Origin of the sequence: Rathayibacter sp. AY2B9 (genome assembly GCF_002931595.1) — a bacterium.
In the GTDB taxonomy this organism is placed as follows: domain Bacteria; phylum Actinomycetota; class Actinomycetes; order Actinomycetales; family Microbacteriaceae; genus Rathayibacter.
This window is the reverse complement of the sequence record NZ_PSUB01000021.1, coordinates 13,522-38,197: the sequence shown is the minus strand read 5'-3', so window position 1 is coordinate 38,197 and position 24,676 is coordinate 13,522. Positions and strand designations below refer to the sequence as shown.

The window sequence follows — 24,676 nt, the reverse complement described above, 5'->3', positions numbered from 1 at the left end:
CCGCCGAACCAGTGATCCGCGTGCCAGCGGATCGCTGTAGGCGAACGCGACCCGCTCCACCCACCCCGCCACCCCCGGAAGCCGACCGCGGCGAGCCGGGCAGGGCCCGGCTCGCTACTTGATCAGCCGCGACAGCAGCCGGTCGGCGAGGATCCTGCCGTCGGTCTGGCAGGTGGGGCAGTACTGGAGCGTGGAGTCGTGGAAGACCACCTGGCGGATCGTGTCGCCGCAGACGGGGCACGCCTCTCCTGTGCGGCCGTGGACGCGCATGCCGAGCTTCTTCTCGCGCTTGAGGTCGGCCGCGTGCAGGCCCTCGGCGCGGGCGAGCGCCTCCTCGAGTGTGTAGCGGAGGGCCGCGTAGAGGCGGTCCAGCTCGTCGGCGTTGAGCGCGGCGGGCTTGAAGGGCGACATGCGCGCCACGTGGAGGATCTCGTCGGAGTAGGCGTTGCCGATGCCGGCGATGCGGGACTGGTCGCGGAGGACGCCCTTCACCTGCGCCCTGCCCGCCGTGGCGAGGATCGCGCCGAGGATCTCCTCGGTGAACTCCGGGTCCAGCGGATCGGGACCCAGCCGGGCGACGCCCGGGACGTCGAGCGGATCGGCGACGATCGAGAGCGCGAGGCTCTTCTTGGTGCCGGCCTCCGTCACGTCGAACCCCGACCCGTCGTCGAGGACCAGCCGCGCGGCGAGCGGTCCCCGGCCGGGCTTCGCCGGCGCCGTCGGCCGCTCGGGCCGCCAGCGGACCCAGCCGGCGCGGGCGAGGTGCAGGAGGACGTGGGCCTCGCCGACTGCGAGGTCGAGGAACTTGCCGTGCCGCGACACTCCGTGGACGGTCTCGCCGGAGAGAGCCGACGGCGGGATGGCCACGGTCTTGAGGGCGGAGATCGCGAACACGTCAAGCCGCTCGAGGACGCGTCCGCCCAGGCGCGCGCCGAGATCTAGAGCGAGGGCCTGGACCTCGGGGAGTTCGGGCATGCGACCACCCTGGCCCGCGGGTCCCGCACCGTCCACCCCTGGCGGAGGGGGCGGCAGCGGGTCAGTCGCCGAAGCGCGTCGCCGCGACCTTCCGCAGGAACAGCTCGTGGAACCGGTAGTCGCCGGTGATCTCGGGATGGAACGCCGTCCCGAGGAGGTTGCCCTGCTCGACCGCGACCACCCGCCCGTCGGCGACACTGGCGAGCGCGGTCGCCCGCTCGCCCAGCTCCTCCACGACCGGTGCGCGGATGAAGACCGCGTGCACCGGCGGATCGCCGATGGCCGGCACGTCGAGATCGGTCTCGAAGGAGTCGAGCTGGTTGCCGAACGCGTTCCTCCGGACCGACACGTCCAGGCCGCCGAAGCTGCTCTGGCCGTCGATGCGGTCGAGGACCCGGTCGGCGAGCATGATCAGCCCGGCGCAGGTCCCGTAGACGGGCATCCCCGCACTGATCGCCTCGACGACCGGCTCCGCGAGGCCGAAGAGGCGCGACAGCTTGTCCATCACCGTGGACTCGCCGCCCGGGATGACCAGCCCCGCGACGGTGGCGAGCTCCTCCGGGCGTCGCACCAGCACCACCTCGGCGCCCAGCTCGCGCAGGACGTGCGCGTGCTCGCGGAAGTCGCCCTGCAGCGCGAGGACCCCGACGCGGAGCCCCTCGAGGGACTCCCGCGTCGATCCTGCGCCGGCGAGCGGCGCGTCGGCGCTACCAGCCACGCTCGGCGAGGCGGTGCGGCGCGGGCACGTCGGCCACGTTGATGCCGACCATCGCCTCGCCCAGGCCGCGCGAGGCCTCCGCGACGACCTTCGCGTCGTCGAAGAAGGTGGTCGCCTTCACGATCGCGGCCGCGCGCTTGGCGGGCTCGCCCGACTTGAAGACGCCGGAGCCGACGAACACGCCGTCGGCGCCCAGCTGCATCATCAGCGCCGCGTCGGCCGGGGTCGCGACCCCGCCGGCGGTGAAGAGGACGACGGGGAGCTTGCCGGTCCGGGCGATCTCTACGACCAGGTCGTAGGGGGCCTGCAGCTCCTTCGCGGCGACGTAGAGCTCATCCTTGGTCATCGCCTTCAGGCGGTTGACCTCGCCGGAGATCGTGCGGATGTGCTTGGTCGCCTCGGAGACGTCGCCGGTGCCGGCCTCGCCCTTCGAGCGGATCATCGCTGCGCCCTCGGTGATGCGGCGCAGCGCCTCGCCCAGGTTGGTCGCTCCGCAGACGAAGGGGACGGTGAAGTTCCACTTGTCGATGTGGTTCACGTAGTCGGCGGGCGAGAGGACCTCGGACTCGTCGATGTAGTCGACGCCGAGCTCCTGCAGGATCTGCGCCTCGACGAAGTGGCCGATGCGCGCCTTCGCCATGACGGGGATCGACACGGCGGAGACGATGCCGTCGATCAGGTCGGGGTCGCTCATGCGTGCGACGCCGCCCTGCGAGCGGATGTCGGCGGGGACGCGCTCGAGCGCCATGACGGCGACCGCGCCGGCGTCCTCCGCGATGCGGGCCTGATCGGCGTCGACGACGTCCATGATGACGCCGCCCTTGAGCATCTCGGCGAGACCGCGCTTGACGCGGCTCGAGCCGAACTGCTCGGGAGCGGACGAGGACGGAGTGGTGGTGTCGGTCATGTTCGCGAGTCCTGTTCTGTGCGGCGACTTCCGCCGACGGCAGCTCCGAGTCTACGAGACGGCGCCCGCCGTCCGCGGCGCTGGACAGGGGGCCGGGCGGCGGTCTAGAGGCTCGGCCAGGCCGCCGCGAGGCTCGCCCGCACGTCGCCGAGCAGCTGCGGGAGCGCCTTCGTGCGGGCGATGATCGGGAAGAAGTTCGCGTCGGTCGCCCAGCGCGGAACCACGTGCTGGTGCAGGTGCGCGGCGATCCCCGCTCCCGCGACCGCGCCCTGGTTCATCCCGAGGTTGAAGCCGTCGTTGTTCGAGACCGAGCGGACGACGCGCATCGCCGTCTGCGTGAGCGCTCCGATCTCGGCCACTTCCTCGGGAGTGGCCTCGTCGTAGAGCGGGATGTGCCGGTACGGGCAGACCAGGAGGTGGCCGGAGTTGTACGGGAACAGGTTCAGCAGGACGTAGGCGTGCTCCCCGCGGGCGACGATGAGGGCCTCCTCGTCGCTCAGCGTCGGCGCCACGCAGAAGGGGCAGTCGTCGGCTCCGGGCTGCCCCTTCTGGATGTAGACCATCCGGTGCGGCGTCCACAGGCGCTGGAACTCGTCGGGAACCCCGGCGAGGTGCGCCGAGCCCTCCGCCCCCTCGGGCGCGCAGCCGTCGCTCACGCTCAGACCTGCGCCTTCGAGGCGACGGCCTCGCGGATGCGCGCGACGGCGTCGGCGACCGGGATCCCGTTCTCCTGCGTGCCGTCGCGGAAGCGGAAGCTGACGGCTCCGGCGTCGCGGTCCTTCTCCCCCACAATCATCTGGAAGGGCACCTTCTGCAGCGTGGCGTTGCGGATCTTCTTCTGCATCCGGTCGCTGGAGTAGTCGATCTCGGCGCGGATGCCCGACCGCTTGAGCTCGCCGACGACCTCTTCGAGGTAGGGCAGGTACTCGTCGGCGATCGGGATGCCCACGACCTGGACCGGCGACAGCCAGACCGGGAACGCCCCGGCGTAGTGCTCGGTGAGGATCGCGAAGAAGCGCTCGATGGAGCCGAAGAGCGCGCGGTGGATCATCACGGGCCGCTTCTTCGAGCCGTCCGAGGCCGTGTACTCGAGCTCGAAGCGCTCGGGCTGGTTGAAGTCGAGCTGGATGGTCGACATCTGCCAGGTGCGGCCGATGGCGTCGCGCGCCTGCACCGAGATCTTCGGACCGTAGAAAGCCGCTCCTCCCGGATCCGGAACCAGCTCGAGACCGGAGGCGACGGCGACCGCGCGCAGCGACTCGATCGCCTCCTCCCACTGCTCGGGCGCACCGACGAACTTCGGGTTGCCCTCCTCGTTCGTGGACAGCTCGAGGTAGAAGTCGTCGAGGCCGTAGTCGCGCAGCACCTGCAGCACGAACTCGAGGTTGCGGGTCAGCTCGGCCGACACGTCCTCCTGCGCGACGTAGATGTGGGCGTCGTCCTGGGTCAGGCCGCGCACGCGGGTGAGGCCCTGCAGGGTGCCGCTCTTCTCGTAGCGGTACACGGTGCCGAACTCGGCCAGGCGCAGCGGGAGCTCGCGGTAGCTGCGGCCGCGCGAGCGGAAGATCAGGTTGTGGAACGGGCAGTTCATGGGCTTGAGGTAGTAGTCCTGGCCCTGGCGGGTGACGTTGCCGTCCTCGTCCTGCAGCTCGTCGAGGTGCATCGGGGGGAACATCCCCTCGGAGTACCACTGCAGGTGCCCGCTCGTGAGGAACAGGTCGCCCTTGGTGATGTGCGGCGTGTAGACGAGCTCGTAGTCGTGGGCGAGCAGCTGCTCGCGCATGTACTGCTCGATCTCGTAGCGGATTATCCCGCCCTTGGGGTGGAAGACCGCGAGGCCGGAGCCGATCTCGTCCGGGAAGGAGAACAGGTCGAGCTCGTGGCCGAGCTTGCGGTGGTCGCGGCGCGCCGCCTCCTCGAGGCGGGCCTGGTGCTCGCGCAGCTCGTCCTTCGTGGGCCACGCGGTGCCGTAGACGCGCTGCAGCTGCGGGTTCTTCTCCGAGCCGCGCCAGTAGGCGGCAGCGTTGCGGGTCAGGGCGTAGCCGTTGCCGATCATGCGGGTGTTGGGCAGATGCGGACCGCGGCAGAGGTCCTTCCAGACCGTCTCGCCGGAACGCGGGTCGACGTTGTCGTAGATGGTGAGCTCGGCGCCGCCGACCTCGACGCTCTCGTCCTCGGCTCCCCCTCCCTTGATCCCGATCAGCTCGAGCTTGTAGGGCTCGCCGGCGAGCTCGGCGCGCGCCTCCTCCTCGGAGACGACGCGGCGCACGAACCGCTGGCCCTGGCGGACGATGCGGTCCATCGCCTTCTCGAGCGCCTTCATCGCCTCGGGCGTGAAGGGCTCCTCGACGTCGAAGTCGTAGTAGAAGCCGTCGGTGACGGGCGGGCCGATGCCCAGCTTCGCCTCCGGGTTGATCTGCTGCACCGCCTGCGCGAGCACGTGGGCCGCGGAGTGGCGGAGGATGTTCAGCCCGTCCGGCGAGGAGATGAGCACCGGCTCGATGCGGTCGCCCGGCACGACGTCGGCGGCGAGGTCCTTGAGCTCCCCGTTGACGCGGATCGCGACCACGGCCCGGTCGGTGAAGTGCGTGAATCCCGTGCCCGCCTCGGTGACGACCGAGTGGGACTCGTTCTCTGCGGGATTCGACGGTTCGTTCGACACGTGCGGGCACTCCTCGGGCTCGGTTGACCCCTCGACTGTAGTCGGCGGCGGCCTCTACCCGAGCGCGTCGCGCACGCGGACGCCGAGCGCGCGCAGAGCGGAGGCGAGCTCGTCCCGGTCGGCGCCGGGGAGCACGAGCGAGCTGCGCTCGAGCTGGTGCAGGAGGACCTCCTCCAGGCCGGGCGGCAGGGAGTCCACGGCGAGCGCCCCCTCGAGTGCGGCGAGCACGGCGACGACGGCCACCGCGTCGCGTGCCGCGAGTCTGCGTGCGCTGATCTCCATGCGTCTCCGTCCGTGTCGTCCGATCCCGTCACCCTGCCGACAGGACGTGCCCCGGAGAGGGGCGCGGGGGCGACCGGTGCGCAATCCGTCCAGGTGGCATCCTGGTCCGATGGGTGCCGGTCCTGCGCTGCAGCGCTTCACGCGCTCCGGGGCCGACCTGGAGGAGGCGCGGCGCTTCTACTCGGACGGCTACGGCGGGTCGGGATTCCGGACGGAACCGGTCGAGCGGCCCTTCTCCTTCCGCTACGACGTCTCCGGGAGCGAGGGCGTGAGCCTGCGGACGTCTGTGTTCCGGGGCTCCGTGTCCGGGGGGCTGCGTCCGGCGGGCGAGTACGTCGTCTCGTGGTTCCTCTCCGGCACGAGCGTGGTGGACCCGGAGGGCGATCGGATCGTCCACCTGCCGGGGCGGCCGGTCGTGTTCCCCAGCGCGCGTCCGTTCGAGTTCGTCAGCCGCGACTTCCAGCAGCGGCTCGTGCACGTGGCCGCCGGCCTCCTCGAGCAGGTCGCGTCCGAGGCCGGCGACGGCGTGCCGCTGCCGCTCGTCTTCGACCACCGCTCGATCGCCTCCGCGTCGGCACTCCCGGGCTGGTGGCGGGCGGTCGACGACTTCGCGGGCGTCCTCCGGTCGGGGCGCGAGGCGACAGCGCTGCAGCTCGTGGCGGCCGAGCGCGGCGTCGCTCTGCACCTGCTCGCGACTTTCGCGCACCGGCCGGTCGTCGTTCCGGCGCAGGTGCTGCGGCCGGGGCTCGAGCACCTGCTGCGTGCCGCCGAGTTCCTGCACGCGTTCGCCGCGTCGCCCGTCACCGTGTCCGACATCGCGACAGCGGCGGGGCTCACTCCGCGGGCGCTGCAGGCCGCGTTCCGGAGGCACTTCGGCGACACTCCGCTCGGCTACCTGCGCGGCGTGCGTCTCGACCGGGCGCGCGTCGAGCTGCGCGAGGGCGCTCCGGGCGAGGAGACCGTGCGCGCCGTCTCCGCGCGCTGGGGCTTCCTCAACCAGGGCCGCTTCTCGGGGGCGTACCACCGCCGCTTCGGCGAGTACCCGGTGGAGACCCTGCGCCGCTGACGCTCAGGCGCCGGGAGCGAGATCGCGGGCGTAGCAGACCGAGTGCTCGGACCCGATGTAGGCGCCGAACGGCGGGATGGCGTGGTAGCCCTCCCGGAGGTAGAACCGCATCGCGTCGGGCTGGAGCGTCCCGGTCTCCAGCACCAGGCGCGTCGTGCCCAGAGCGGCCGCCCGCGCCTCGAGCGCGCGCAGGACGGCCGTGGCCGCTCCGGAGCCGCGGGCGGCGCGGTCGGCGAACATCCGCTTCACCTCGATCGCCCCCGGTCCGAGGACGTCGTCGTCGAGAGGCCGCAGTCCGCCGCAGGCCACCGCCGTGCCGCTCGCGTCGCGGGCGACGAGGAAGACGGGCACGTCGTCGGCCGAGGGCGGCGTGCCGGGCTCGTGGTCGTCGTTGCCGTAGCGCTCGTCGAGCTCGCACCGCTGCGCGTCGCGCAGACGCTCGGCGTCCGGGTGGGTCCACGCCACCTCGTCGATGGTCCAGCTCATGAGGGCTCCTCCCGGCCGCGCGGCGGGCACGGCCGAGGCCATTCTGCCGCGCCAGCCCCCTCCGGCCGGCCCGGTGGCAACCCCTTCCGCGCCGGACCGCAGCGGGCGTCGACTGGAGGCCCACCGACGAAAGGACTCACCGTGCTCTCCGACTCCCCCATCGGCCCCGTTCTGCTCTCCCGCGACCTCGCCGCCTCCCGCGCCTTCTACGCCGGCTCCCTGGGACTGGAGGTCCTCGAGGAGAGCGAGTCGGCGATCGCCTACTCCTGCGGCGGCACGCGGCTCACCGTCACCTCCAGCACCACGGGCTCGAAGGACGAGCAGACCAAGGCCGCCTGGCGGGTGGCCGACCTGCGCGCCGAGCTGGACGCGCTGGCGGCGCGGGGCGTGGCTCCGGAGGACTACGACAGCGACGAGCTGCGCACCGAGAACGGCGTGGCCGACCGCGGCAGCGTCTGGGCGGCCTGGATCCTCGATCCCGACGGGAACGCGCTCGGCATCGAGCAGCCGAAGAGCTGATCGGCGCCGCTCTAGACTCGCCCCATGCCCGACGACTCCGCTCCGCTGCCCGCGCCCGGGTGGTACCCGCACCCGGCCGACCTCGGCTCGGAGCTCTACTGGGACGGCGCGGCGTGGACGGACCGGTCCCGTCCGTCCTCCTCGGCGCCCGCTCCCGCCTACGGCACGCCCCCGGGCGCTCCGGAGCAGGAGCTGTACGCCTATCCGTCCGCCCCGTCCTCCGCGGCGGGCCGCAACCCCATGGCGATCGCGAGCCTCGTGCTCGGCGTCCTGAGCCTGCTGATCAATCCGCTGCTGATCCCCTCGATCCTCGCCATCGTCTTCTCGGCGAAGGGCCGGGCGGCCGCACCGCTCGTCGGAGGCGGTCGCGGGCTCGCGACGGCCGGACTCGTCACCGGGATCCTCGGTCTGGTGTCGGGCGTGTTCACCATCGTCGGCAACCTCTCGGCCGGGGTCCCCGGCCTGGCCGGCTGACCGGGGTGCCGCGGCCCTCGACGCCCCGATGACCGCGCGCCGGAGCGCTCCCTGGCTCCTCGTCGTGGCGGTCGCCCTGGTCGCGCTGGTCCTGCGCGGTCCGATCGTCGCCGTCGCGCCCATCATCGACGCGGTGCGCGAGGACCTCGCGCTGTCCGCGGGCCAGGCGGGGATCCTCACCAGCATCCCCGTGCTCTGCTTCGCCCTGGCGACTCCGCTCGCCCTCCTGGTGATCCGCCGCGCGGGACCCGACGCCGCCGTGACCGTCACGGTGATCGGCGTCGCGCTCGGCACGATCGTCCGATCGATCGGCGACGTGGGACCGGCCGTGGCGGGCACCGTCCTGATCGGCGTCTCCATCACGATCGGCAACGTCGTCCTCCCCGTCGTGATCCGGCGGGACGTCGCTCCCGAGCGCGTCGACCTCACGACGGGCGTCTACACCGCAGCCCTCAACGTCGGCTCGACGATCACCTCGCTCGGCACCGCTCCGCTCGCTCTGGCGCTCGGCTGGCGCGGCGCCCTGCTCGTCTGGCTCGCCCTCAACGCCCTCGCTCTGGCCGGCTGGCTCGTGGCCGTAGGGCCTCGGGCGGCCCTGCGTCCGACTCCCCGCCCGGCCCGCGCCGACCGCGCACCGGCCGCACCGGCTCCGCGGATCTTCCGCAGCGCGACCGTGCTGGCGCTCGCGCTCTGCTTCTCGAGCCAGGCGTTCTCGTACTACGGAGTGACGGCGTGGCTCCCCTCGCTGCTCGTCGACCGCAACGGCTTCTCGATCGCGACCGCGGGCGCGAGCGCCTCGGTGTTCCAGCTCGCCGCGGTCGCCGGCGCCCTCGGCGTCCCGCTCCTGGTCCGGAGGCTCGGACCCCTGGGGGGCATCGTGCTCGTCGGCCTCCTCTGGTGCACGGTGCCGGCGGGGCTGCTGCTCGCGCCGCAGCTCTGGGCGCTCTGGTGCGTGCTGGGCGGCGCGGCCCAGGGCGGAGGATTCACGGTGGTCTTCGTGCTCGTCGTGCGGCTCTCCCGCTCCGACGCCCACGCGTCGCGGCTCTCGGCCACGGTGCAGGGGATCGGCTACGCCGTGGCCGCCACCGCCCCGACCGTCATCGGCTTCGCGCACGACGCGAGCGGCGGCTGGGAGGCTCCCCTGCTGACCGTCCTCGCCGCGACCTGCTCCTTCCTCCTCTTCGGCACCCTCGCCGCTGCGCGCCAGCGCCGGGCCTGACCCGCGACACGACCGGCCGCGCCGTCAAGGGGGCCGTCCGACGACTGTCGGCCCCGTAGCGTGTCCGCATGGCCGAGCAGAGCACGACCCGCGAGAAGACAGCGCCCGATCCCGACGATTCCCGGAAGCCCGACGACGTCACCGACATCACCAGGCGCTCCTGGTTCTACGTCCTCAAGAAGACGGCCCGCGAGTTCGGCGCGGACCAGTGCACCGACCTCGCCGCCGCGCTCACCTACTACGCCGTGCTCGCGCTCTTCCCCGCCCTGCTCGCGATCGTGTCGGTGCTGGGGCTCTTCGGCCAGGCGCAGGCCACCACCGATCTGGTCCTCGACCTGATCGGGAACCTCGCGTCGAGCGAGGTCGTCGACCTGCTGCGCGACCCGATCCAGGCGCTGACCAGCTCCTCCGCCGCGGGTCTCGCCTTCGTGACCGGTGTCGTCGGAGCGATCTGGTCCGCCTCCGGCTACGTCGGCGCCTTCGGCCGCGCGATGAACCGCGTCTACCAGATCGACGAGGGGCGCCCCTTCTGGAAGCTCCGCCCGACGATGCTCGGCGTGACCGTGGTGACGGTCGTCCTGATCGTGATCGCGGCGCTCATCCTGGTGCTCAGCGGACCGGTCGCGACCGCCGTCGGCGACGTCGTGGGCCTCGGGCCCGCCGCCCTCACAGTGTGGAACATCGCGAAATGGCCGGTGCTCGTGGTCATCGCGATCGTGATCGTCGCGATCCTGTACTACTGGGCGCCCAACATCCGCCAGCCGAAGTTCCGCTGGATCAGCATCGGATCGATCGTCGCCCTGGCGATCTGGCTGATCGCCTCGACCGGCTTCGCGTTCTACGTGGCCAACTTCTCCAACTACAACAAGACCTACGGCTCGCTCGGCGCCGTGATCGTCTTCCTCCTCTGGATCTGGATCACCAACATCGCCCTGCTCTTCGGCGCGGAGTTCGACGCCGAGCTCGAGCGCGGACGCGAGCTGCAGGCGGGCATCGAGGCGGAGGAGACCATCCAGCTCCCCCCGCGCGACACCGCCGCGAGCGACAAGAAGGCGGCCGTGCACGAGAAGGACGTCCGCGACGGACGCTGGCTGCGCCTGGCGAGCGAGAACCGCAGCGACAAGGGCGCGGCCCAGGACGACGAGGCCGCGAAGAAGAAGTGACTCAGGACTCGGACGACCAGAGCGCGCGGTAGTAGGCCGCGCGCTCGTCGTCCGGATCCGCTCCGTACTCCGCGAGGAGCAGCGGGGTGTGGCCGGGGCCGTAGTTCCAGCCGAGGCTGACCGCGGCGACCGCCAGATCCGCCCAGCGGTCGCCCACGCCCAGGTCGCCGACGTCGACCGTGCCGCTCCAGCGTCCGTCGTCGTCGACCAGCGTGTTCGGAGCGCACGCGTCGCCGTGCACCACGACGGGGTCCACGAGCTCCGGAGCCGCGCCGAGCGCCGACGGCCGGCGCGCGAACCAGGAGTCGTCGCGCAGCTCCTCGGGCACCGCGTCGACGGGGAGCGCGTGGACCGCCCGCAGGCCGGCCGCGATCGCGCGGACGGCCTCCTCCGGCCGGGCTGTCCACTCCGGGTCGACGGCGCTCCGCCCGGGCAGCGGTGCGGTGAGGAGCCACTGCCCCTCCTCGTCCTCGCCCGCCTCCAGGATCCGGGGCGCGACGATCCGCCCCTCCAGCCAGCGCAGACGCGCGATCTCGCGACGGAGGTCGACGCCCGTGGACCGGGGATTCCACTTCAGGTACCCGGCGTCCACGCGGAAGGTCAGCCCGTCGAGCTCGTTGCGCCAGACGAGCGCCGGATCGGTGCCGTCGTTCAGGCGCCTCGCCGGCGACGGGATCCGGACGCCGTCGAGCGAGAACTGCCGTGCGAGGTCCGGACCGCTCATGCCCCCAGGGTAGGCGCCCCGATCCTGAGAGGATCCGCATGCCGCGGACCGCGCCACCCGCCTCCTCCGAGCAGAGCGCCTTTACCCTGACGGGCGTGCCGGAGCAGCCGCCCGGCGCGATCCGGTGACGAGGGAGCCCCCGTGACGCAGAGCGACGACGACCGCGGGCCCGCGCAGCCCGACTTCTCGAGGGAGCAGGAGGGCTACCGTCCCGGGCTCAAGCCCCGGCAGCTGCAGATGATCGCCATCGGCGGCGCGATCGGCACCGGCCTCTTCCTCGGCGCGGGCGGGCGACTCGCCACCGCCGGTCCCTCGCTCGTCGTCGTGTACGCGGTCTGCGGCGTCTTCGCCTACCTGATCCTCCGCGCGCTCGGCGAGCTGGTCCTGCACCGGCCGAGCTCGGGCTCCTTCATCTCCTACGCCCGCGAGTTCCTGGGCGAGAAGGCCGCCTTCGTCGCCGGATGGATGTACTTCCTGAACTGGGCGATGACCGCGATCGCCGACGTCACCGCGGTGGCCCTGTACGTGAAGTACTGGTCGCTCTTCTCCTCCGTGCCCCAGTGGCTCCTCGCACTCATCGCCCTGGTCGTCGTGCTCTCGCTGAACCTCGTCTCGGTCAAGGTCTTCGGGGAGCTGGAGTTCTGGTTCGCGCTGATCAAGGTCACGGCGCTGGTGGTCTTCCTGGTGATCGGCGTCGTCGTGCTCGCCGCGGGCTGGCCGCTGCAGTCCGGCGGCGTCGCCGTGGACCCCGGGATCAGCCTCTGGAACGACAACGGCGGCATCCTGCCCGGCGGCCTGATCGCCAGCGTCCTGGTCGTCCAGGGCGTGGTGTTCGCCTACTCCGGAGTCGAGCTGGTCGGCACGGCGGCGGGCGAGACCGCGGAGCCGGCGAAGGTCATCCCGCGCGCGATCAACTCGGTCATCCTGCGCATCGCCGTCTTCTACGTCGGCTCCGTGCTGCTGCTGACGCTGCTGCTGCCCTACACGGCCTACTCGAAGGGCGAGAGCCCGTTCGTCACGTTCTTCAGCTCACTGGGCGACGGCTCCTCGGGCGAGATCGCCGGATCGATCATGAACTTCGTCGTGCTGACGGCCGCGCTCTCCAGCATCAACGCCGGGCTCTACTCGACCGGCCGCATCCTCCGCTCCATGGCGCTCAACGGCTCCGCCCCCGCCTTCACCGGCCGGATGAACAAGCAGGGCGTCCCCTACGGAGGCATCCTGCTCACGGCGAGCATCACCCTGATCGGGATCGTGCTGAACCTCTTCGTGCCGTCCGAGGCCTTCGAGATCGTCCTCAACGTCTCGGCGCTGGGCATCGTCACGGGCTGGGGCATGATCGTCCTCTGCCAGATGCAGCTGCAGCGCTGGGCGGCCCAGGGGCGCCTGGAGCGCCCGTCCTTCCGGATGCCCGGCGCCCCGGTGACCTCGTGGCTCACCCTGGCGTTCCTGGTGATCGTGGTGGTCCTCATCGCCGTCGACTTCCCGACCGGCACCTGGACCGTGGGGATCGTCGCGGTGGTCGGCGTGCCCGCCCTGATCGTGGGCTGGCACGTCGCGAAGCCGCGCATCCTGGCGATCGCGTCCGCCCGTGACGGCTTCACCGGCGCCCACCCCGTGATCGCCGCCCGTCCGGCCTCCGAGGCCAAGCGCGACGGGAACGAGCGGCGCCGCGAGTAGGGCGGGTCAGCGCCGGCGGAGGTAGCGCAGGAGCAGCGTGTCACCGGCGCTGAGCACGTGCGCCAGGTGCTGCGGGCGCGGTCCGGGGACGTCGCCGCGGGCGAGCCTCCCGGAGTCCCCCGCCTCGAGCGTCGGAGCGACGGTCAGGCAGAGCTCGTCGACGGCGTCCGCGGCGAGGAGGGTCCCGAGCAGCGACGGACCACCCTCGCAGTGGATCCTGCCGAGCCCCCGCTCTGCGAGCTGCGCCCGCATCCGCGTCGCGTCGAGCCGTGCGTCGCCGCAGACGAGCACGTCGGCGACCTCGGCGAGCTCCGCGCGGCGGCGGGCCGACGAGGAGCCGGTGGTCACGACGATCGGACGCACCGGCGCCTCGGTGAAGATCCGCGAAGCGGGATCGAGGTCGAGCGACCCCGAGACGATCGCGAAGACGGGCTGCGGGGCGAGCCCGGTGCCGAGCCGGGCCCGCACGGACTCGTCGCTCAGCACCATCGGGCCGTAGCCCTCGGTCCGCACCGTGCCGGCCGCGACGAGCACGACGTCGGCGAGCCGGCGGAGCAGGTCGAACACGCGCAGGTCCGCCGCGCCCCCGAGATCGCCCGAGACGCCGTCACGGGTGACCGCTCCGTCGACGCTCGCGACGAAGTTGACCCGGAGCCACTCCTCGCCCGCCCCGTCCGCGTAGAGGGCCAGCAGAGCCTCGTCGGACAGGTCCTGCCCGGCCGGCGACAGGCCGTCGATGCGGGCGCTCACGCCGCCGGCTCCACGTTGTGGCGGAGGAAGGCGGGCGCCCGCCAGCCCAGCACCGCCTCCGTCATCCGCACGGCGTCCACCGCCTGGCGCACGTCGTGCATGCGCACGATCCGCGCACCGTTCAGGATGCAGATCACCGCGGCGGCGAGGGAGCCCTCGAGGCGCTCCCCCTGCGGCCGGTCCAGCGCCTCGCCGATGAAGTCCTTGTTGGACACCGCGGCGAGCACCGGGAAGCCGAGCGCGGCCACCTCGCCCAGCCGGCGGGTGAGCTCGAGCGTGTGCAGGGTGTTCTTGTTCAGGTCGTGACCCGGATCGACGATGATCCTCCCGGCAGGCACTCCACCCGAGAGCGCGCGATCGACGCGGCTCCGCAGATGGTCGACCACGGTCGCCACGACGTCGTCGTACTCGGGTCTCTCCGGCTCGCTGCGGGGGGCGCCCACGCTGTGGGTGATGACGAGCTGGGCGGAGGAGGAGGCGACGACCTCGAGCATCCGGGGGTCGTGCAGCCCGCTCGTGTCGTTGATGACGGAGGCGCCCGCGGCGATGCTCGCGCGCGCGACCTCGGCGCTCGTCGTGTCCACCGAGACGACCACGTCGCTCCGCTCCGCGATGCCCGCCACGACGGGGACGACCCGGTCGAGCTCCTCCTGGAGCGTGACAGCGGGGCCGCGGCCGAACGGCACTCCGCCGATGTCGACCCAGTCGGCGCCGAGCTCCGCGGCGCGCACGGCGGCCGCGATGGCGCTGTCCAGGGCGAAGGTGGAGCCCTTGTCGTAGAAGGAGTCGGGTGTGCGGTTCACGACCGCCATCACGGCCACCTGCCGCTCGAAGTCGAACTCTCGTCCGCCGATGTGCCGCGTGGTCATGGGCGCGTCCCTCCCGCTCGGAACGCCGGGAGAAGGCCGGCGCCGCTCACCCTAGACGAGCGGAGTCGGCGGAGGCTGGAGCGGGCCGCCCTCGAGCAGCGCCTGGAAGAGGACGTGGTCCTGCCACTCCCCGGCGATCCGCAGGTAGCGCCGCGCGACGCCGATCCGCTCGAAGCCGTTGCGCTGCAGCACGGTCTGCGATCCGACGTTGTGGAGGAGCGTCCCGGCCTGCACGCGGTGCAGCCCCAGATCCTCACGCGCGGTGCGCAGGACGGCTCCGACCGCGCGGGTCATCACGCCGCGGCCCTGCAGACCGCTGTCGAGCCAGTAGCCGAGATCGCCGCTGTCGAAGGCGCCGCGGACGATGTTCGCGAGAGTCAGCCGACCGACGATCACGCCGCCCGCGTCGAGGACGAGCGGGAGGACGCTGCCGGCCCGGTGCGCGGCGAGCGCGTCCGCGACGGCGTCGGTCTGGCCCCCCGCCTCGAAGAAGCGGGTCGAGCGCGTCGGCTCCCAGGGCGCGAGGTGCCGGCGGTTGCGCCGGTACGCGGCGGCGAGGGCCGGTCCGTCGTCCCGCGAGACGAGCCGCAGGAGGGTGCCCTGGTCGTCGACGGGGATCGGGGCGGGCATCCTGCGAGGGTAGCGCCGGAGCCGGGAACGACAGAACCCCCGGCCAGGGGCCGGGGGTTCTCGTGGTGGGCGATACTGGGATCGAACCAGTGACCTCTTCCGTGTCAGGGAAGCGCGCTACCGCTGCGCCAATCGCCCGTTGCTCCGTGCGGAGCGCCTCGTTCGGTGAACGATCGAGGTGGATACGGGATTCGAACCCGTGTATACGGCTTTGCAGGCCGCTGCCTCGCCTCTCGGCCAATCCACCGTGTACGGGATTCGGTGTCGGCGGCCCGAGGGCCGACCAGGTGGGAGGCACCCGAGGGTGCCGTCCCGATGACGCCGGTCCGAGGACCGGTGTTCGAGCGGATGACGAGATTCGAACTCGCGACCCTCACCTTGGCAAGGTGATGCGCTACCGCTGCGCCACATCCGCATGTAGGTCGTACTGGTGTTGCCGTCTTGCGTGTCGTGCTGTCGTGCTGCCTGTCCGGCGCTTTCGCTGCCCGGCTCGACCTAGAAGAATGTATACGACAGCGGCGCCGGAATCCAAATCGAGCGGACGCCGATCCCGCCGCTCGGAGTCCGATCCGCGTCTTTCCGCGCGAAACCGGCTCGTCGCCGTCCGTTCACCCGGGCGTGGCGGGCGTCGGCGGTGCATCCGGGCCCCGCGGATCCGCTACGATCGTCTCTCGGGTCGTCCAGCACGTCCCCCTGGGCGATTGGCGCAGTTGGTAGCGCGCTTCCTTCACACGGAAGAGGTCATCGGTTCGAGTCCGGTATCGCCCACCCTCACCCCCGGTCCGTGCTCACGCACTCGGCCGGGGGTTCTCTCGTGCCGCCGCGGCCGTCCTCCGGCCTCGCAGCGCCCAGTCGAAGGAGCCGACCCGCGATGATGGGCCGCTCGCACGCCGTCTCCGGTGCGCTCGCCTGGGCCGTCGCCGCCTCCGTGCCCGCCGTCGCCGGGCCCCTCGACCTCGCGGGTCTCCCGCTCGACCTCCGACTGGTCGGCCTCGGAGTCGCCGCCGGCTGGGCCCTGGTGCCCGACGCGGACCACGCGAGCGCGACCGTCTCCCGCTCGGCGCCGGGCGCCTCCCTGCTCACGGCGACCGCGGGCCGGATCAGCGGAGGGCACCGGCACGGGATGCACTCGCTGCTCGCGGTCGCCGTCGTCTGGTACCTGGTGCCGGTGCTCACGGCGCTGCGCTTCCCGGTGCCGGTCGTCGGCCCCGTCGCCGTGGCCGCCGTGCTCACGCTGCCCGCCCTCGCGTTCGCCGCGAAGGCCGTCCGGGCCGCCCCCTCCTGGCGCATCGCCTGGGCCGGGGCGACGGTCGTCACGGTCCTGCTCGTCGCGCTCGCCGACGGCACCTGGGCGTGGCTCCGGGTCGCCGCGACGCTGGGCTACCTCGTGCACGTGGCCGGCGACGCCCTCACGACCGGCGGGATCAACTGGCTGTGGCCGCTGCGCGTGCGCCTGCCGCGGCGCCTGCGCCGGACACCGCTGCGCCACGTCTGGACCACCGGCGGCTACGCCGCGCTGCCCGTGCTGGGCTCCGCCGGGTCCTGGCGCGAGACGGTCCTCTACTGGCTGATGTCCGCGGCGACGATCGTGCTCACCGCCTCGATGATCACGGCCGAGCTGCTGTAGCCCGGGGCGCCCTCCTCAGAAGACCTTCCCCGGGTTCATGATCCCCAGCGGGTCGAACACGGCCTTGATCCCGCGCTGGAGCGCCAGCGAGTCCTCGCCCAGCTCCTCCGCCAGCCAGCGCCGCTTGAGCAGTCCCACGCCGTGCTCGCCCGTGAGCGTGCCGCCGAGGGCCAGGGCCGTGCGGAAGAGCTCCGCGGCGGCGCCCCAGACGTCCTCCCCCACGGGTCCGTCCCCCGCGGGCAGCACGAAGTTCGGATGGAGGTTCCCGTCCCCCGCGTGGGCGACGGTGGGGATGCTGAGCCCCGTCCGCTCCTCGATGCCGCGGATCGCCGCGAACATCGCCGGCAGCGCGGAGCGGGGCACGCAGACGTCCTCGATCAGCACCCGGCCCTCCGCCTCGAGCGCCGGGTGGAAGGCCCGGCGGACGGCCAGCAGAGCCTCGCCCTCGGCCGGGTCCTCGGTCGCCTCGGCGGCGCCCCCGGAGGCGGTCACGATCTCGAGGACGCGCTGCGACTCCTCCGCCGCTCCTCCGCCGTCCGTCTGGACGAAGAGGTAGGCGGCACCGCGGTCCAGGGCCGCTCCGGTGTAGCGCGAGATCGCGGCGAGCGCCGCCTCGTCCATCAGCTCCATCACCGCGGGACGGAGCCGCGCGGCGGTGATCGCGGCGGAGGCGGCGGCCGCGGCGACGACGCTCGGGAAGTACGCGCCGACCGTGACCACGCGCCCGGTCGGGATCGGGCGGAGCTTCACGGTGGCCTCCACGATGACGCCCAGCGTCCCCTCGGAGCCGGTCAAGAGGGCGGTGAGGTCGTACCCGGTGACTCCCTTCACGCTGCGGCGGCCGGTGCGGAGCAGGCGTCCGTCGGGGAGGACGACCGTCAACCCGAGCACCGCCTCGCGGGTCACGCCGTACTTGGCGCACAGCAGCCCCCCGGCGTTCGTCGCGATGTTTCCGCCGATGCTCGAGATCGCGCGGCTCGCGGGGTCGGGCGAGAAGACGAGGCCGTGCGGAGCGACGGCGTCCGACAGCGCCTGATTGATGACCCCGGGCTCGACGACCGCGAGCTCGTCCTCGAGCGACACCTCGAGGATGCGGTCCATCGCGGCGGTCGAGAGGACGAGCGCTCCCTCGCTCGCCACTCCCCCGGCAGCGAGGCCCGTTCCCGCTCCGCGCGGCACGACCGGGAGCCGGTGCTCCGTCGCTATGCGCAGCGCCGCCTGCACGTCCTCGACCGAGCGGGCAGCGACGAGCGCGAGCGCGCGACCCGGTGCGGAGAAGCCCGACTTGTCGGTGTGCACGGCCTCGAACCCGGGGCCCTCGGTCAGGACCGCGTCGCCGAGCGCGTCGCGCAACTGTCGGAGGATCTCGTGGTCGTGCATGGTTCACTCCGTGCGGTCGCGGGCGGGTCCTGCCGATCCTTCCACGGGCGCGGGGCAGGATGGCGGGATGACCGGAGAGACGCGATGGCCGCGGTGACGAGCGCGGGGATCCTGCTGCACCGCGAGGGCCCCTCCGGCACCGAGGTGTTCCTCGGGCGGATGGGCGGCCCATTCTGGACCCGGCGCCCCCGCGCGTGGACGATCCCGAAGGGCGTGCACACGGGCGACGAGACGCCGTTGGACGCCGCGCGCCGAGAATTCGAGGAGGAGACCGGCGCTCCTCCGCCCGACGGGGAGCTGACCCTCCTCGGCGCGTTCCGGCAGAGCGCGGCCAAGACCGTCACCGTCTTCGCCGGGCGCGGACTCGCGGACACCGCCTTCGTCGCGAGCAACACCTTCGAGCTGGAGTGGCCGCGGGGCTCCGGCGTGCTGCGCAGCTTCCCCGAGCTGGAGGACGCCCGGTGGCACCCGCTCGACGAGGCCCGCTCGCTGGTGGTGGCCGGGCAGGTCGCCGCCCTCGACGCGCTGGCCGAGCTGCTGGCGGATCCGGACGGCGGGGACCGGGCCGGCACCGCTCCCTAGTCGGCGGTCGCGTAGACCCGCAGGCCCAGCGGCACGATCCGCACCACGGCCTCGTCGAATCCGTCGCGGGAGCCGTCGAAGCGCTCGGTCTCGCCGTCGTGCGCCCACTCGGGGTCGTCCCCCGCGGGCCGGCGCGCGCCGACGGTGATCTCCGGCGTCGAGAACGACTCCACCACCGGTGCCCGCCAGCCGGGCACACGGCCGACCACCGGGGTCGCCGTACGGCCGAGCAGGAGCGAGAACGCTCCCCGGGTGCGCGGAGTCCGTCCTGAGTGCAGGATGCGCACGTCGAGGTGGCCGTCGTCGAGCCGACGCCGGGCGAGCGGGGCGGCCGTGCGCGGGTGCTCCTGGTTCACCCCGACGAAGTACGACCAGACGAGCTGCGTGCGCCCGTCGCGCCGGAGCTCGAACGGATCGGTGCGCCGCACGACCGAGAGGGCCGCGATCACGGCGGCGAGCGGCTTCCCGATCCGCTTCTCGCGCTTCTCGCGGGCCGCGACGAACTCCGGGTAGACGCCGATCGAGACCGTGTTGAGCACCGTGACCGGTTCTCCCCCGTCCGCGACGACCTCGGCCACGTCGACATCGCGGCGCTCGCCGATCGTCGCCGCGTCGAGCGCGTCCTGGACGGTGAGCAGCCCCAGCGCCTTCGCGAAGTGGTTCATGGTCCCGCCCGGCAGCACGAGCAGCGTCATCCCCTCGGCGCGGGCGAGAGCGGCACCGACCGACATGGTGCCGTCCCCGCCGTAGATCCCGAGCACCCGGGGCGGAGAGTCCCCCGAGCGCGCCTCGCGCACCACGTCGGCGAGGTCCTCCCCCTCGGTCAGCCGGTGCACGCGCGCCTTCGGGAACCGGGCTCGGACCAGCGGCTCGGGATCGGGGCGGTGCGAGTCCCGGCCCGCGCCGGGGTTGAGGACCACGAGGAGGGCGGCGCCGTCCCCCAGCGGGCTGCGGTCGACGGGGGGCCGGGTCGCGCGCTCCGAGACGGGCACGTGGCGCGGCTCGGCCGGCAGGACGGCTCGGCCGACGACCGCGACCGCCGCGCCGAGCGCCGCGCCGCCGAGGACGTCCGAGAGCCAGTGGACGCCGACGTGCAGGCGGGAGAAGGCCACGGCGGCGGCGAGCGGGGCGACCGCCGCCCCCACTCGGGGCGACTCGAGCGCGACCCCGGCGGCGAAGGCAGCGGCGCTCGCCGCGTGCCCCGAGGGGAAGGACGCCGACGTCGGCACCGTCGCCAGGCGCCGGCCGACCGGGACGTCGACGAGGAGCGGCCGGTCGCCGCCGAACACGCGCTTGCCGACCAGGTTCGCGAGCGCGCTGGCCGCGGCGAGCGAGGCGGTCCCCCGCAGAGCCTCGCGGGGACGGCCCGCCAGGAGCAGCAGGACGCCGACGCCGGCCCAGAGGACTCCGTGGTCCGCGGCCCGGGAGAGCCCCACGAGCGCCCCGTCGACGACGGGCGACGGGCGACGGGCGTTCAGCCGCCGGGCCGCACGAGCGTCCGCCCGGCGCACGACGCGCGGGACGGTGACGAGTCGGCGGAGCAGGACGGACGGGGGTCGGGTTCCGCGGAGGGCCATGCGCTCAGCGTAGGAGGAGGCGCCTCCGCGGTCCCTGGACCGGTCGACGGCGCGCTACACCTCGCCGAAGCCCGACTCGACCAGATCGCCGAGCCGGCCGACCGCCTCCTGGGCCTGCGGCCCCGACGCCGAGAGGACGACCTCGTCCCCGCGGTCGAGCCCCAGCGACATCACGCCGAGCAGGCTCGTGGCGTCCTTGCCGTTCGCGTCGATCCGGGCGTCGAAGGTGGCGGCGAGCGTGACGAAGTCGGCCGCGGGACGGGCGTGCAGGCCGTTCGGGTTGATGAGGCGGACGCGGCGCTGCACGCGCTCGTCACCGGGCGCGGCCTCCTCGGCGGGAGCAGCGAGCGCCTCGCCCCGGGCCGACTCCGCGGCGGCGAGCACCTCGTCCAGCGACGCCCCCGTGCCCGCGGCGACGGCGGCCGCGACCGCCCCCTCCACCAGCGGGGCGTCGGCGATCCGGACCCGGGCGCGCGCGTCGTCGTCGAGGAACTCGACCGCGGTCTCCGCCGTCATGATCGCCGAGCCGAGGTCGCAGAGGACGACGACCCCCTCGCCGGAGTCCGCTTCCGCCAGGGCCGCCGTGATGCGGTCGAAGCTGGTGCCGATGCCGCCGTCGTCCGTCCCGCCCGCGGCGACCAGCGCGACCGAGGCCGCCATCTGCTCCGCGAGCTCGACCAGCCCCTCCGCCAGCTGCGCGCTGTGCGAGACCAGGACCAGCCCGACGCTCACGCCGCCGCCTCGGCTGCTGCGCGGAGCAGGAGAACGGTCGACACGCTGCCGGGATCTCGGTGCCCGATGGCGCGCTCGCCGAGGTAGCTGGCGCGTCCCTTGCGGGCGACCAGCGGGTCCGTCGACTCCGCTCCCCTCTGCGCCGCCTCCGCCGCCGCGGCGAGGACGTCGGCCGGAGCCGCTCCCTCCTCGGCGGCGGCCGCGGCCGCGTCGACCGCCGGCGTCCACGCGTCCACCATCGTCTTGTCGCCCACCTCGGCCTTGCCGCGGAGCACGATGCCGTCCCTCGCCGCGGCCAGGAGAGCTGCGACGTCAGCGCCCTCGAGCGCGTCCTCGCCCGCGACCGCGGCGGAGGCCTTCAGGAACGCCGTGCCGAACAGCGGGCCCGAGGCGCCGCCGACGGTGGAGATGAGCGTCGTCGCGACCAGCTTGAGCACGTCCGCCGGGAGCCCCTGCTCCGGCGCCCCGTCCAGCTTCGCGACCACGGCCTGGAAGCCGCGGTCCATGTTCTCGCCGTGGTCCCCGTCGCCGATCGCCCGGTCGAGCGTGATCAGCTCGACCCGGTGCTCCGCGATCGACTCGGCGGCGCGGCGGATCCACGCCGTCGCCCACGCCGCGTCGAGCCCGGCTCCCTGTGCGTCCTGCATGGTCGTCTCCTCCTCGTGGGCCGCTCCTGCGGCTGTCGTTCCGGTCATGGTGTGCGCGCGGGCGCTCAGCGTCCCCACCGCAGCGCCGCGGTCTGCACCGGGGAGTCCCACAGCTCGGTCAGGGCGTCGTCGAGCTTGAGGACGGTGAGCGAGAAGCCCTGCATCTCGAGCGACGTCGTGTAGTTGCCGACGAGGCTGCGTGCGACGGTGATCCCCTTCTCGGCCAGCGCCTCGGCTGCGCGGCGGTAGGCGAGGTACAGCTCGATCTGCGGCGTGCCGCCCATGCCGTTCACCAGGAGCAGCACCTCGTCCCCGGAGGAGAACGGCAGGTCCTCCAGGATCGGGCCGAGGATCCGGTCGACGATGCGGTCGGCCGGCTCCAGCGCGATCTTCTCCCGGCCGGGCTCGCCGTGGATGCCGATGCCGATCTCGATCTCGTCCTCGCCCAGCTCGAAGCTCGGCTCGCCCGCGTGCGGGACGATGCACGGCGTGAGGGCGACGCCCATCGAGCGCACGTTGGCGATCACCGTCTCGGCGATCGTCGCGACCTCGTCGAGGGAGTCGCCCCGCTCGGCCGCCGCGCCCGCGATCCGCTCGACCAGCACGGTGCCGGCCACGCCGCGGCGGCCCGCGGTGTAGAGCGAGTCCTTCACCGCGACGTCGTCATCGACGATCACGCTGCGCACCTCGATCCCCTCGGCGCCGGCGAGGTCGGCCGCGGTCTCGAAGTTCAGGACGTCGCCCGTGTAGTTCTTCACGATGTGCAGCACACCCGCGCCGCCGTCGACGGCCTGCGTGGCCGCGACGATCGGATCGGGCGTGGGCGAGGTGAAGACGGGACCGGGGACGGCGGCGTCCAGCATCCCGAATCCGACGAAGCCCGCGTGCAGCGGCTCGTGCCCGCTGCCGCCTCCGCTGACGATGCCCACCTTGCCCGAGCGGGGCGCGTCGGCCCGCACCACGAACAGGGGATCCGACACCACCCGGACCAGGTCGGCGTGCGCCAGGCCGAAACCGGCCACCGACTCCGTGACGACGTTCTTCGGGTCGTTGATGAGCTTCTTCATCGAGGTCTCCTCCAGGATCGGGCCACCACTCGGGCGTCCCGTGACCTGCGGGCGATCCGGCGCGTGGTGGATCGCCGCCCGCACCGTCGCGGACAGCAGCCCCACGTTACGCCCTGCGCTCGCGCCTACGGCAGCGGGACGACGGCGCGCTGCGTCTCGCGGACCCACTCCTCGAGCTTGACCGTGGCGGCCCCGGAGTCGACGGCCTCCGCCGCGCGGTCCATCGACGTCCGCAGGCGCTCCAGGACGGGCGTGCGCACCAGGTCCGGGTCGCGCGCCAGGTCGAACGCCGCGAGGCCCGCGGCCGCGTTCAGAAGGACGATGTCGCGGACGGGGCCGCCGTCTCCCGCGAGCACCGAGCGCACCACGCTCGCGTTGTAGGCGGCGTCGCGGCCGCGCAGGTCGTCGATCCGCGCGCGGGGCAGGCCCAGGTCGCGCGGGTCGAGGTCGTGCTCGACCACGGAGCCGCGCGACACCTCCCAGATGTGGCTGTGACCCGTGGTCGTGAGCTCGTCGAGGCCGTCGTCCCCGCGGAACACCAGAGCCGTCGCCCCGCGCGTCCGGAACACGCCGACGACCAGCGGCACCCGGTCGAGGTGCGCCACCCCGACCGCAGAGGCCTCGGGACGCGCCGGATTGCAGAGCGGGCCGAGGAAGTTGAACACCGTCGGCACGCCCAGCTCGGCGCGCACCGGACCGGCGTGCCGGAAGCCGGGGTGGAAGAGGGAGGCGAAGACGAAGGCGATCCCCGTCCGCCGGAACACCTCGGCCACCCGCTCGGGAGAGAGGGAGAGGTCGACCCCGAGTGCCGCGAGCACGTCGGAGGAGCCGGAGGAGGAGGACGCGGCCTTGTTCCCGTGCTTCACGACGGGCGTGCCGGCGGCGGCCGCGATGATCGACGCGGTGGAGGAGATGTTGACGGTCCCGAAGCGGTCCCCGCCCGTCCCGACGATGTCCAGGGCCATCGGGTCCACGTCCAGCGGCACCGCGTGGTCGAGGATCGCGTCGCGGAAGCCGACGATCTCGTCGACGGTCTCGCCCTTCGCCCGGAGGGCCACCAGCAGTCCGGCGAGCTGCGCCGGAGTCGCCGCGCCCTCCATCACCTGCTCCATGGCCCACGTCGCCTCGGAGACGCTCAGATCGGAGGACTCGAGGAGTGCGCTGAGAACGTGCGGCCAGGACAGGGTTTCCGACATGGCTCCCAGATTATGCGACGAGGATCGCCTCCCGGCTAGTGCGACTTCCCTCCCCTGCCATCGGCCATAATGGTCTGTGTGACGAGCACCTCTCTCTCCCCCACGGCCACCGCGCCCGTAGTGAACCGACCCAACCCGGTCGCGGTCGGAACGATCGTCTGGCTGGGCAGCGAGGTCATGTTCTTCGCCGGCCTCTTCGCGATCTACTTCACCCTGCGCAGCACCTCCCCCGAGCTCTGGGGCGCCGAGACCCAGATCCTCAACGTCCCCTACGCGGGCGTGAACACGGTGATCCTCGTGGCCTCGTCGTTCAGCTGCCAGTTCGGCGTGTTCGCCGCCGAGCGGCTGCAGCCGCGCGCGACGGGCCTCAGCCCGTTCAAGTGGGGCATGGTCGAGTGGTTCTTCCTCACCTACGCCCTGGGCGCGGTCTTCGTCTCCGGCCAGGTGCTCGAGTACGCGACCCTCGTCTCCGAGGGCGTCACGCTCTCCAGCAACGCCTACGGCTCCGCCTTCTACCTGACGACCGGCTTCCACGCCCTGCACGTCACCGGCGGCCTCATCGCGTTCCTCCTCGTCATCGGCCGCGGCTTCGCGGTCAAGAACTTCGGCCACAAGGAGGCGACGAGCGCCATCGTCGTCTCGTACTACTGGCACTTCGTCGACGTCGTCTGGGTCGGCCTGTTCGCCGTCATCTACTTCCTCAAGTGACGCGCCCGCCGATGCCCCACTCCACTCCCGACCCCC

The 24,676-nt window shown here is 73.0% G+C and carries 26 protein-coding genes and 4 tRNA genes; 10 read left to right on the top strand and 20 right to left on the bottom strand.

Annotated elements, in window-relative coordinates:
* Positions 1-114: 114 nt before the first annotated feature.
* The 6 genes from C5C25_RS15190 to C5C25_RS15165 form a co-directional block, all read right to left on the bottom strand.
* Positions 115-975, bottom strand: coding sequence for an Fpg/Nei family DNA glycosylase (locus tag C5C25_RS15190; RefSeq protein WP_104251084.1), 861 nt, complete (start codon positions 973-975; stop codon positions 115-117).
* A 61-nt stretch (positions 976-1,036) separates the two neighbouring features.
* Positions 1,037-1,609 (bottom strand): pyridoxal 5'-phosphate synthase glutaminase subunit PdxT, encoded by a 573-nt coding sequence (pdxT, locus tag C5C25_RS15185; protein WP_244229657.1) that lies wholly within the window; start codon positions 1,607-1,609, stop codon positions 1,037-1,039.
* Positions 1,610-1,682: 73 nt separating this feature from the next.
* Entirely contained in the window at positions 1,683-2,600 is a 918-nt protein-coding gene (gene pdxS / locus C5C25_RS15180; RefSeq protein ID WP_104224629.1) for a pyridoxal 5'-phosphate synthase lyase subunit PdxS, read from the bottom strand.
* Positions 2,601-2,704: 104 nt separating this feature from the next.
* Complete coding sequence (locus C5C25_RS15175) at positions 2,705-3,256, bottom strand: HIT domain-containing protein (protein ID WP_258063230.1); 552 nt, start codon at positions 3,254-3,256, stop codon at positions 2,705-2,707.
* Between the two features lie 2 nt (positions 3,257-3,258).
* Positions 3,259-5,169 (bottom strand): threonine--tRNA ligase, encoded by a 1,911-nt coding sequence (thrS, locus tag C5C25_RS15170; protein ID WP_244230674.1) that lies wholly within the window; start codon positions 5,167-5,169, stop codon positions 3,259-3,261.
* Positions 5,170-5,316: 147 nt separating this feature from the next.
* Complete coding sequence (locus C5C25_RS15165; RefSeq protein WP_104225342.1) at positions 5,317-5,544, bottom strand: hypothetical protein; 228 nt, start codon at positions 5,542-5,544, stop codon at positions 5,317-5,319.
* A 109-nt stretch (positions 5,545-5,653) separates the two neighbouring features.
* Between C5C25_RS15165 and C5C25_RS16685 the strand changes: the two genes are divergently transcribed.
* Positions 5,654-6,610, top strand: a complete 957-nt coding sequence (locus C5C25_RS16685; protein WP_104327523.1) for an AraC family transcriptional regulator — start codon at positions 5,654-5,656, stop codon at positions 6,608-6,610.
* Positions 6,611-6,613: 3 nt separating this feature from the next.
* On the opposite strand, the gene C5C25_RS15155 is transcribed toward C5C25_RS16685, so the two are convergent.
* Positions 6,614-7,096, bottom strand: coding sequence for a GNAT family N-acetyltransferase (locus C5C25_RS15155; RefSeq protein ID WP_104251083.1), 483 nt, complete (start codon positions 7,094-7,096; stop codon positions 6,614-6,616).
* A 141-nt stretch (positions 7,097-7,237) separates the two neighbouring features.
* Between C5C25_RS15155 and C5C25_RS16625 the strand changes: the two genes are divergently transcribed.
* The 4 genes from C5C25_RS16625 (at position 7,238) to C5C25_RS15135 (ending at position 10,471) form a co-directional block, all read left to right on the top strand.
* On the top strand, positions 7,238-7,615 hold the full coding sequence (locus tag C5C25_RS16625; RefSeq protein WP_104251082.1) for a VOC family protein: 378 nt from the start codon (positions 7,238-7,240) through the stop codon (positions 7,613-7,615).
* 24 nt (positions 7,616-7,639) lie between these two features.
* Positions 7,640-8,089, top strand: a complete 450-nt coding sequence (locus C5C25_RS15145) for a DUF2510 domain-containing protein (protein ID WP_104251081.1) — start codon at positions 7,640-7,642, stop codon at positions 8,087-8,089.
* Between the two features lie 28 nt (positions 8,090-8,117).
* Entirely contained in the window at positions 8,118-9,308 is a 1,191-nt protein-coding gene (locus C5C25_RS15140; RefSeq protein ID WP_104251080.1) for a CynX/NimT family MFS transporter, read from the top strand.
* 68 nt (positions 9,309-9,376) lie between these two features.
* Positions 9,377-10,471, top strand: coding sequence for a YihY/virulence factor BrkB family protein (locus C5C25_RS15135; protein WP_104251079.1), 1,095 nt, complete (start codon positions 9,377-9,379; stop codon positions 10,469-10,471).
* A gap of 1 nt (position 10,472) precedes the next feature.
* Here the strand turns inward: C5C25_RS15135 and C5C25_RS15130 are convergent, their stop codons facing one another.
* Positions 10,473-11,195, bottom strand: coding sequence for an aminoglycoside 3'-phosphotransferase (locus tag C5C25_RS15130; protein WP_104251078.1), 723 nt, complete (start codon positions 11,193-11,195; stop codon positions 10,473-10,475).
* Between the two features lie 141 nt (positions 11,196-11,336).
* Between C5C25_RS15130 and C5C25_RS15125 the strand changes: the two genes are divergently transcribed.
* Positions 11,337-12,875 carry an amino acid permease gene (locus C5C25_RS15125; RefSeq protein ID WP_258069430.1) on the top strand — a complete coding sequence of 513 codons (1,539 nt, stop codon included), beginning with the start codon at positions 11,337-11,339 and terminating at the stop codon, positions 12,873-12,875.
* A 6-nt stretch (positions 12,876-12,881) separates the two neighbouring features.
* Here C5C25_RS15125 and C5C25_RS15120 read toward each other — a convergent pair whose 3' ends face one another.
* The 6 genes from C5C25_RS15120 to C5C25_RS15095 all read right to left on the bottom strand — a co-directional run bounded on the left by C5C25_RS15120 (position 12,882) and on the right by C5C25_RS15095 (position 15,539).
* Positions 12,882-13,625: a pyrimidine reductase family protein gene (locus C5C25_RS15120; protein WP_104251077.1), complete on the bottom strand. Its 744-nt coding sequence runs from the start codon at positions 13,623-13,625 to the stop codon at positions 12,882-12,884.
* Positions 13,622-14,494 (bottom strand): dihydropteroate synthase, encoded by an 873-nt coding sequence (gene folP, locus C5C25_RS15115; protein ID WP_104224638.1) that lies wholly within the window; start codon positions 14,492-14,494, stop codon positions 13,622-13,624. The genes C5C25_RS15120 and folP overlap by 4 nt, the downstream gene beginning before the upstream one ends.
* A gap of 51 nt (positions 14,495-14,545) precedes the next feature.
* Positions 14,546-15,124 carry a GNAT family N-acetyltransferase gene (locus tag C5C25_RS15110; RefSeq protein ID WP_104225349.1) on the bottom strand — a complete coding sequence of 193 codons (579 nt, stop codon included), beginning with the start codon at positions 15,122-15,124 and terminating at the stop codon, positions 14,546-14,548.
* A gap of 63 nt (positions 15,125-15,187) precedes the next feature.
* Positions 15,188-15,262, bottom strand: a tRNA-Val gene (locus C5C25_RS15105).
* Between the two features lie 38 nt (positions 15,263-15,300).
* Positions 15,301-15,371: transfer RNA gene (locus tag C5C25_RS15100), tRNA-Cys, on the bottom strand.
* 96 nt (positions 15,372-15,467) lie between these two features.
* Positions 15,468-15,539 (bottom strand) — tRNA-Gly (locus C5C25_RS15095).
* Between the two features lie 280 nt (positions 15,540-15,819).
* Here C5C25_RS15095 and C5C25_RS15090 point away from each other — a divergent pair.
* Both C5C25_RS15090 and C5C25_RS15085 read left to right on the top strand, forming a co-directional pair.
* A tRNA-Val gene (locus C5C25_RS15090) sits at positions 15,820-15,892 on the top strand.
* Positions 15,893-15,995: 103 nt separating this feature from the next.
* Positions 15,996-16,751 (top strand): metal-dependent hydrolase, encoded by a 756-nt coding sequence (locus tag C5C25_RS15085; protein WP_104251076.1) that lies wholly within the window; start codon positions 15,996-15,998, stop codon positions 16,749-16,751.
* Between the two features lie 15 nt (positions 16,752-16,766).
* On the opposite strand, the gene C5C25_RS15080 is transcribed toward C5C25_RS15085, so the two are convergent.
* On the bottom strand, positions 16,767-18,131 hold the full coding sequence (locus C5C25_RS15080; protein WP_104251075.1) for an FAD-binding oxidoreductase: 1,365 nt from the start codon (positions 18,129-18,131) through the stop codon (positions 16,767-16,769).
* Between the two features lie 84 nt (positions 18,132-18,215).
* Between C5C25_RS15080 and C5C25_RS15075 the strand changes: the two genes are divergently transcribed.
* Positions 18,216-18,713, top strand: coding sequence for an NUDIX domain-containing protein (locus tag C5C25_RS15075; protein WP_104225352.1), 498 nt, complete (start codon positions 18,216-18,218; stop codon positions 18,711-18,713).
* Here the strand turns inward: C5C25_RS15075 and C5C25_RS15070 are convergent.
* The 5 genes from C5C25_RS15070 to trpD all read right to left on the bottom strand — a co-directional run bounded on the left by C5C25_RS15070 (position 18,710) and on the right by trpD (position 23,932).
* Positions 18,710-20,290: a bifunctional phosphatase PAP2/diacylglycerol kinase family protein gene (locus C5C25_RS15070; protein ID WP_104251074.1), complete on the bottom strand. Its 1,581-nt coding sequence runs from the start codon at positions 20,288-20,290 to the stop codon at positions 18,710-18,712. The two genes, C5C25_RS15075 and C5C25_RS15070, sit on opposite strands and share 4 nt — an antisense overlap.
* 54 nt (positions 20,291-20,344) lie before the next feature.
* Positions 20,345-21,022, bottom strand: coding sequence for a dihydroxyacetone kinase phosphoryl donor subunit DhaM (dhaM, locus tag C5C25_RS15065; RefSeq protein WP_104251073.1), 678 nt, complete (start codon positions 21,020-21,022; stop codon positions 20,345-20,347).
* Entirely contained in the window at positions 21,019-21,669 is a 651-nt protein-coding gene (dhaL, locus tag C5C25_RS15060; RefSeq protein ID WP_104251072.1) for a dihydroxyacetone kinase subunit DhaL, read from the bottom strand. Before dhaL ends, dhaM begins: the two co-directional genes overlap by 4 nt.
* A gap of 65 nt (positions 21,670-21,734) precedes the next feature.
* Positions 21,735-22,736: a dihydroxyacetone kinase subunit DhaK gene (gene dhaK, locus C5C25_RS15055; protein ID WP_104224645.1), complete on the bottom strand. Its 1,002-nt coding sequence runs from the start codon at positions 22,734-22,736 to the stop codon at positions 21,735-21,737.
* A gap of 125 nt (positions 22,737-22,861) precedes the next feature.
* A complete protein-coding gene (trpD, locus tag C5C25_RS15050; protein ID WP_104251071.1) occupies positions 22,862-23,932 on the bottom strand; it encodes an anthranilate phosphoribosyltransferase in 1,071 nt (356 codons plus the stop codon).
* A gap of 69 nt (positions 23,933-24,001) precedes the next feature.
* Here trpD and C5C25_RS15045 point away from each other — a divergent pair, with 69 nt between their 5' ends.
* A complete protein-coding gene (locus tag C5C25_RS15045) occupies positions 24,002-24,640 on the top strand; it encodes a heme-copper oxidase subunit III (protein WP_104224647.1) in 639 nt (212 codons plus the stop codon).
* Positions 24,641-24,676 lie beyond the last annotated feature (36 nt).